A 7,254-nucleotide genomic window follows, 5' to 3' on the forward strand; every position below is an offset into this window, starting at 1 on the left:
AGGGCGTCTGCGAGCTCGGCCTCGCGCAGGGCGAGGACGCCGTCCTCGCCCTCGATGGCGGCGAGCTCGGCCGCCACCCGCTGCAGCTCGCCGGCGACCGCCTCGGCGCGCGTCTCGACGCGCGTCAGGGCGCGCTGGGACTCGGACTCGGCCCGCGAGCCCTCGCGCAGGACACCGGAGGCCTCCTCGAGCGCCGCCTTGACCTGCGCGGCGGCGGCGGTGGCCGCCGCGAGGCCTGCGGCGGTCTCCTGGACGCTGGCATCGGTGCCGACGAGCGCCGCGGCCAGCTCCCGGATCTCGGCCTCCGCCCGCGCGAGGTCCGAGGCGTGGACCTCGATGAGCGCCGCCAGCCGCGCGCCCTCGGCGTCGCCCCGGGCGATCGCCTGCTGGTGCGCCGCAAGGCGTGCTCGGGCCTCGTCGAGCCGCTGGTCGATGGACTCGAGGGCCGAGCGCCGGGCGTAGAACTCCTCGCGCAGCCCGCCGAGCGAGCGCTCGAGCTCGAGCGTCTCGAGGCCCGCGGCCTCGTGGCCGGCCTCCAGCGTCGCGCCCTCGACGCGCAGCGTCTCCTGCAGCTCGGCCAGCCCGCGCAGCTGCGCCTCCTGCTGCCCGACGCGCTCGCCCAGCGTGGCGTGGTTGTGCAGGAGGATGCGCAGCTCCAGCTCCTCGTGCTGCCCCTTGAGGTCGTGGTAGCGCTCGGCCTTGCGCGCCTGGCGCTGCAGCGAGCCGAGCTGGCGCCTGACCTCCGCGGTCAGGTCGGCGAGGCGGACGAGGTTCTGCTCCGTCGCGTCGAGCTTGCGCAGCGCCGCCGCCTTGCGCTCCTTGAACTTCGCGATGCCGGCCGCCTCCTCGAAGAGCACGCGCCGGTCCTCGGGGTGGGCGTCGACGAGCGAGCCGATGTGGCCCTGGCTGATGACCGCGTAGGCCTTGGGGTTGAGCCCGGTGTCGAGGAACAGCTCGCGGATGTCGCGCAGGCGGCAGGCCGCGCCGTTGATGAAGTACTCGCTCTCGCCGGAGCGGTAGAGCCGGCGCGTCACGCAGACCTCGGTGAACTGGTTGTAGGGCGCGGGCAGCTCCTCGCCGGTGAGCTCGACCGTGAGCGAGACCTCGGCCATGCCCAGGGGGTGGCGCGCCTCGCTCCCCGAGAAGATGAGGTCCTCCATGCGCTCGCCGCGCAACTGCTTCGGGCTCTGCTCGCCGAGCACCCAGCGGATGGCGTCGGCGATGTTGCTCTTGCCGCAGCCGTTGGGGCCGACGACGGCGTTGATGCCGGGGCGGAAGTGGACCTCCGTGCGGTCGAAGAACGTCTTGAACCCCTGCAGCTCCAGCTTCTTGAAGATCACCGCGCGTCCCTCCAGCACAACCGTCCGAACGACTTTCAGGAGAAAGCCGTGAACCCACTATCGCGTGTGTGGATAACTATGCACACTACTACATGTGGTGTCAAGCGAGCTTCTCCGAGAAACGAACCTGACGGGGCGTCGAGAGGGGTCCAGATGCAAGGCGCCCGACGATCCGGCGACTGAGACGGCCTGGTGGCCGTCGCAGGGAGGCGGGAGGAGGGCAACGCCGCAGATGGGCCGCTATCGGCGTCCCGTCACTGCTCGAGATGGAGCCAGAGGTAGGCGGCGAGACCCACGAAGAACACGTTCGGCAGCCAGGCGGCAAGCGACGGCGCGAGCCTCCCGGCGTGCCCGAGCGAGATCCCGATCGAGAGCACGATCCAGTAGGCGAAGCCCAGCGTGATGCTGGCGCCGAGGCTGGCCACGATCCCGCCCGAGGGCCCGGCCCGGAACGCGAAGGGGATGGCCAGGAGCGCGACCACGAGGCTCACGAGGGGCAGGGCGAGCTTCGCGTGCAGGTCCACGACGTAGGACGCGGGGTTGAAGCCGCTGCGGCGGAGTTTGCGCACGTACTCGGCGAGCGCGCGGAAGTTCATCTCCTCCGGGCGCTCGCGGTACTGCGAGATGTCCTGCGGCCGCTCCGGCAGCTTCAGCGAGCGCCGCGGGTAGGAGACCGTGCGGATGCCGCCGTCGGGCAGGAACGTGCGGATCGTCACCTGCGTGAAGTCCCAGCGGCCGCGCCGGTAGCGCGCGCTGCGGGCGTCGATGCGCTGGTTGAGGCGCCGCCCGCTGCGGTCGAAGCGGTAGAGCGTCACCCCCTCGATCGACTGCTCCACGGGGTCGAGCAGCTGGATGTTGTAGATCGTCTGGCGCTCGCCGTAGAACCAGATGCGGTTCTGCCGGAAGATGCTGCGCATCGGGCGGTTCTTGATGCGCACGTCCAGCACCGCCTGCGCCTCGCGGGTGGCGGCGGGGACCAGGAACTCGTTGGTGAGGAAGACCAGCGCGCTCGCCGCCGCTCCCGCCAGCACGAGCGGCGCGCAGATGTGCACGAGGGTGATGCCGCCGCACTTGACGGCGGTGATCTCGCGGTTGCGGTTGAGGATGCCCAGGGTCACGAGCAGCGCCACGAGCAGGGACACGGGCGTGATGTGGAAGACGAACAGCGGCATCTTGAGCGCGAAGTACAGCAGCTTCCAGCGCACGGGGGTCGGGAAGTTGAGGAACAGGTCGATGCGCTGGAAGAAGTCGACCAGGACGTAGGTGCCGAGCAGCCCGCCGAAGCAGAGCGCGAAGATCTTGAGAAACTCGCGGGTGACGTAGCGCTGGAGGATCGTCATGGCGCCTGCCGCCCGCCCCGGCGCGGCCAGGGGAGGCGCGGGAGCGTGAACGGGGTCTCGGCGAGCACCTTGCGGAAGAGCAGTGCCGTGGCGGCGGCGAAGAAGAGGTTCGCGGCCCACATCGCCCAGAAGGGGTGCAGCCGTCCCTGCTTGCCGAGCGGCTCGCCGGCGAGGAGGAAGACATAGTAGACGATGGCGATCCCGACGCTCAGCGCGAAGCTCACGAGCTTCTCGCCGCGGCGGAAGAGCACGCCCATGGCGACGCCGAGGAAGCCGAAGACCAGCGCGGCGAACGGGATCGCGAACTTCTTCTGGATCTCCACCTGGGGCGCCCACTGCTGCACGCCGAGGCGCCGGTACTCCTCGACCTTGGCGCGCAGCTCCGGGAGCGTCATCTCGCGCAGGCCTTTTGGCAGCGCGAGGCTCTCCGTGCCCTCCTCGCCGAAGCTCAGCTGCAGGTCGTGCGTGGCGAACTGCGTGCGCTGGTAGGTCTGCAGGTCGCGCGAGAGCACGTGGATGCCGCCGTCCTCGAGCCGGAAGACGACGCGGTTCGACGAGGCGTCGGCGATGAGCCGGCCGCGGGCGGCGACGATGGTGATCGGCTCGCCGGGGGGCTGGCGCTTCTCGGGACGCGCGTCGGAGATGAAGATGCCCTCCATGACGGGGTCGCCCGCGGCCGGGATGTGGTTGACGTAGATGACGAGGCCCTCGAAGTCGTCGTTGAAGACCTTCTCGGTCAACCCGACGCTGGCCTTCGTGCGCACGATCTCGAACATGCGGGTGCGGAAGAGCTGGTTGCCCGCGGGCAGCGCGGCGATGATCAGCCAGCTGGTGAGGGCGTACGCGCCGGCCGCGAAGAGCGCCACGGGCGCGGTGAGCCGCAACAGGCTGAAGCCGCCGGTCTTGAGCGCGGTCAGCTCGTTCTCGGCGGAGAGACGGCCGAAGGTGACGACGCAGGAGAGGAAGACGGACATCGGCACGGTGAGGACGAGGATGGACGGCAGCAGGTAGAGGATCAGGCGCAGCGTCGCCGGTGCGCCGACGCCCTTGTTCACGATCAGCTCCATGAGCCGCAGCACCTGGCTCATGAGCAGCAGGAACGTGAAGACGAGGATGCCCGCGAAAAACGGCGGCAGCAGTTCCCGGAAGATGTAGCGGTCGACGAGCTTCATTCGTGCGGGATTATAGACCGACGCCTCGCACCCGCGAAACCGCGGGCTTGAGGGGGCACGATCCTGGTCTGACCGGGCAGGCCCGCGAACCTGCCTGCCCCGCGGGAGCTGACGCCGACGGGATCCTCGAAATCAGCTGGGCGAAGGGGTGGCGCGGAGCGGGGGACCCCCACGCGGCGGACCGAAGGGAGCACCGTGGGGGTGCGCAGCGACAGGACCCCGAAGCCCGAACGGGCGACGAGAGCTGCGCCGCGCGTGGTCCGCCGGGCTCAGCAGCGGGGGCCGAAGTCGGCGAGGTCGGCGAGGGTCGTCGCGTCGAGGAACTTGTTGATGTTCGTGCCGAGCTTGGCCCAGAGCATGTGCGTGACGCAGTCGTCGGCGCGCGGGCAGCTCTTCTTGCCCGTGGCGAACTCGTCGCTGCAGAAGACCGGGAAGGTGCTCTCGCCGACGGCGCGCAGGATCTCCCCGATCGTGATCTTGTCCGGCGGCTTGCTCAGCTTGTACCCGCCGCGGGGCCCGCGGACGCTCGAGACGATGCCGTGCTTGCGCAGGTGCACGAAGAGCTGCTCGAGGAAGTTCAGCGAGATGTTCTGGCGCTTGGCAACCTCGGAGAGCGGTGTGGGCCGCTCAGTCTGGTACGAGGACAGGCAGTAGAGTGCACGGACTGCGTATCTCCCCTTCGTTGTCAGGCGCATCGCTTCCTCGTCCCCCCGTTGGTTCTTGAGATCGACTGTTTCAGTAAACTTTGAACCCTTGGGGGCGCACTTTATTACCGAATCGGTAAACATGTCAAGAGAAAACTTTCACAACAAAAACGCGGGGTGGGAGCGTCGGGCGCCCCCACCCCGGCTCGCTGCGGCAGGTGCTATTTGGCTGCTGAGACCTTTGCCGGGACCCCCGCGGCAGGCGGCGCCACCATGAGGTGCTCGGCGAAGAGCGCGAGGTTCTTCTCGCCGATCCCGCGCACCTCGAGGAGATCGTCCAGCTTCGTGAAGGGGCCCTTCTTTTCACGCAGATCGATGATCGCCTGCGCGAGACGCTCGCCGATGCCGGGGACGCCGATGAGCTCGGCGAGGCTCGCGCGGTTGACCTCCACCCGCGCCCGGGTGTCGCCCGCCGTCTGCGGCGCGGGCGGGGGCGCCCCCGACGGCGCCGCGGCGCCGGCCGGCGCCGCGACCACGAGGGTCAGCAGGAGAGCGGCTGTTGCGAGATGCTTCATGCGAGACCTCCTTTTCTCTTCTCGAGTCGGCGGCGCGGTGCCGGTCCGACGGTCCGTTGCGGCGGGCGGGGCCGCTTTCGTGGTGGCGACCTCCTTTCCGGCGCGTCGCCCCGCCTCTTCTGTCGCCACGGTCAATGCAGCGGGCGTGCCAGCGGCGCCGGGGGGGCAATGGGCGCTGTTTTCGCGAGGACGGGCCCTGCGGGGCCGGGACCGCTGCGCCCCCTGCGAGCAGGTGCGCGCAGCCGTTGCCCCCGCGGGGGACGCCGGGCGGGAGCGGCGCCGATGTGGTACCCTGCATCGATCATGCACGGATCACCGACACGGAGGATGGCGGTTCGCATTCTCGCCCTCGGCGACGAGGGCAGGCGGGTGCTGCCCAGCCTCGAGCGCGCCGTGCGCGCGGCGTGGCGGACGGCGGGCGACGTCGATCTTGCCGTCGACTGCGCTGGCGACGGCGCGCCCGGGGCGCGGCGCGTCCTGGCGCGCTGGTGCGACCGCGACCGCGCGGACGTGGTGCTCACGGTTGGCCGCGCCGGCCACCTGCGCGAGGACTACGCCCCGGGGATCACGGAAGGATTGATCGAGCGACGGCTCCCCGGGATCGAGGAGCGGATGTGCCTCGCCCCGCCGGCGCGCCCCGAGGACCTGCTCTTCCGGGGGCGCGCGGGTCTGCGCAAGGCGACGCTGCTCGTCAACCTCCCGGCGCGCGCCGCCCGTGCGGCGGCGATCGTCCGCTTCCTGGCCCCGGTGCTCGGCCACGCGCTCGACAAGGCCCGCGGGGACGGCGCGGAGTGCGGGCGGCCCGAGGGCGCGCGTTGAGGGGGATCTTCGTCACCCTGGAGGGCATCGAGGGCGCGGGCAAGACCACCCAGGCCGCACTGCTCGCCGAGGCCCTGCGCGCCCGCGGCGTGCGGGTGGTCGTCACCCGGGAGCCGGGGGGCACGGCGTTCGGCGCGGCGCTGCGAGGCATGCTCCTGGATCCGGCGGCGGGCGGCATCGCGCCGCAGGCGGAACTCTTCCTCTACCTTGCCGACCGCGCGCAGCACGTGCGGGACGTGATCGCCCCGGGGCTGGCCGCCGGGGCCTGCGTCGTCTGCGACCGCTTCGCGGACGCGACGGTCGCCTACCAGGGGTACGGCCGCGGGCTCGATGCCGCGTTCATCGCGGAGGCCAGCGCGGTCGCGGCTGCAGGCGTCGCCCCGGACCTGACGGTGCTGCTCGACTGCGAGGACGTCGCATCCGGGGTGAAGCGCGCCATGCACCGCCAGGCCGCGGACGGCACCGCGGGCGTCGCCGACCGCTTCGAGCGGGAGGAGCTGGGCTTCCACCGGCGGGTGCGCGACGGCTACCGGGCGCTTGCGGCCGCGGCCCCCGGCCGCTTCCGCGTGCTCCCGGCCACGCTGCCTGTCGCCGAGTTGCAGCGGCGGATCCTCGCCGAGGTGGAGGCGCTGCGCGGGGGCGGGGAAGGGCAGGGCGCGCGATGAGCCTCGGCGGCGTGGTCGGCCACGCGCCGCAGCGCGAGCTGCTCGCGCGGGCCCTCGCGCGGGGCGCCGTGCACCCGGCGTACCTCTTCACGGGTCTGCCGGGCGTCGGCAAGCGCCTGCTCGCCCTCGAGCTGGCGCGCGCCTGGCTCTGCCACGCGGAGATGGGCGCGCCGTGCGGCGCCTGCCCGTCGTGCCGCGCCGTCGGCGGCGACGCCCATCCGGACTGGCTGCTCGTCGCCCCGGAGAAGGAGAAGGAGAAGAGAAAGAGCATCGGCGTCGAGCAGGTGCGGAACTTCGGCGCCTGGCTCTGGCAGACGCCGGCGCGGGGGAGCCGCAAGGCCGCGTTGATCGACCCGGCGGACGCGCTGACCGCGGAGGCGGCGAACGCACTGCTCAAGACGCTCGAGGAGCCGCCGCCGGGGCGCGTGGTGGTTCTGGTCGCGTCGCGGCCGGGGGCGCTGCCGCCGACGGTCCGCTCCCGCTGCCAGCAGGTCGCGTTCGGCCCGCTCGCCGAGGAGGAGGTCGCCGAGGTCCTGCGCCGCAACGGCTGGCCGGCACAGGCCGCGCGGCAGGCGGCGGCGCTGGCCGACGGCAGCCCCGGTGCGGCGCTCACCCGCGACGCGAAGGCTTGGCAGGAGAGCGCGGAGACCGTCCGCTCGCTGCTCGAGGCGCTCGCGCGCGGCGAGCGGGGCGCGGCCC

General features: G+C 71.9%; 8 protein-coding genes. 3 read left to right on the forward strand and 5 right to left on the reverse strand.

Annotated features, from left to right (window positions below):
* From VI078_04860 to VI078_04880, 5 genes are all read right to left on the reverse strand, one after another.
* The coding region (locus VI078_04860) for an AAA family ATPase (GenBank protein HEY5998618.1) at positions 1–1,340 on the reverse strand (1,340 nt) is incomplete at its 3' end.
* Between the two features lie 254 nt (positions 1,341–1,594).
* A complete protein-coding gene (lptG, locus tag VI078_04865) occupies positions 1,595–2,680 on the reverse strand; it encodes an LPS export ABC transporter permease LptG (GenBank protein ID HEY5998619.1) in 1,086 nt (361 codons plus the stop codon).
* Positions 2,677–3,852: an LptF/LptG family permease gene (locus VI078_04870; protein HEY5998620.1), complete on the reverse strand. Its 1,176-nt coding sequence runs from the start codon at positions 3,850–3,852 to the stop codon at positions 2,677–2,679. The genes lptG and VI078_04870 overlap by 4 nt, the downstream gene beginning before the upstream one ends.
* A gap of 269 nt (positions 3,853–4,121) precedes the next feature.
* On the reverse strand, positions 4,122–4,547 hold the full coding sequence (locus VI078_04875) for an Rrf2 family transcriptional regulator (protein ID HEY5998621.1): 426 nt from the start codon (positions 4,545–4,547) through the stop codon (positions 4,122–4,124).
* Between the two features lie 170 nt (positions 4,548–4,717).
* Positions 4,718–5,071 carry a helix-hairpin-helix domain-containing protein gene (locus VI078_04880; protein ID HEY5998622.1) on the reverse strand — a complete coding sequence of 118 codons (354 nt, stop codon included), beginning with the start codon at positions 5,069–5,071 and terminating at the stop codon, positions 4,718–4,720.
* A 327-nt stretch (positions 5,072–5,398) separates the two neighbouring features.
* Between VI078_04880 and VI078_04885 the strand changes: the two genes are divergently transcribed.
* From VI078_04885 to holB, 3 genes are all read left to right on the forward strand, one after another.
* Positions 5,399–5,890, forward strand: a complete 492-nt coding sequence (locus VI078_04885) for a hypothetical protein (GenBank protein HEY5998623.1) — start codon at positions 5,399–5,401, stop codon at positions 5,888–5,890.
* A 5-nt stretch (positions 5,891–5,895) separates the two neighbouring features.
* Entirely contained in the window at positions 5,896–6,555 is a 660-nt protein-coding gene (gene tmk / locus VI078_04890) for a dTMP kinase (protein ID HEY5998624.1), read from the forward strand.
* Positions 6,552–7,254, forward strand: a 703-nt coding sequence (gene holB, locus VI078_04895) for a DNA polymerase III subunit delta' (GenBank protein ID HEY5998625.1), incomplete at its 3' end; no start/stop codon positions are given. The genes tmk and holB, both read left to right, overlap by 4 nt.

Source organism: bacterium (assembly GCA_036524115.1).
Taxonomy (GTDB): domain Bacteria; phylum JAUVQV01; class JAUVQV01; order JAUVQV01; family DATDCY01; genus DATDCY01.

What these genes read in the sequence shown, in the direction of transcription:
- VI078_04875 (HEY5998621.1), bottom strand. Translation starts at nt 4,547, where the DNA reads ATGCGCCTGACAACGAAGGGGAGATACGCAGTCCGTGCACTCTACTGC.
- lptG (HEY5998619.1), bottom strand. Translation starts at nt 2,680, where the DNA reads ATGACGATCCTCCAGCGCTACGTCACCCGCGAGTTTCTCAAGATCTTC.
- VI078_04880 (HEY5998622.1), bottom strand. Translation starts at nt 5,071, where the DNA reads ATGAAGCATCTCGCAACAGCCGCTCTCCTGCTGACCCTCGTGGTCGCG.
- VI078_04885 (HEY5998623.1), top strand. Translation starts at nt 5,399, where the DNA reads ATGGCGGTTCGCATTCTCGCCCTCGGCGACGAGGGCAGGCGGGTGCTG.
- VI078_04870 (HEY5998620.1), bottom strand. Translation starts at nt 3,852, where the DNA reads ATGAAGCTCGTCGACCGCTACATCTTCCGGGAACTGCTGCCGCCGTTT.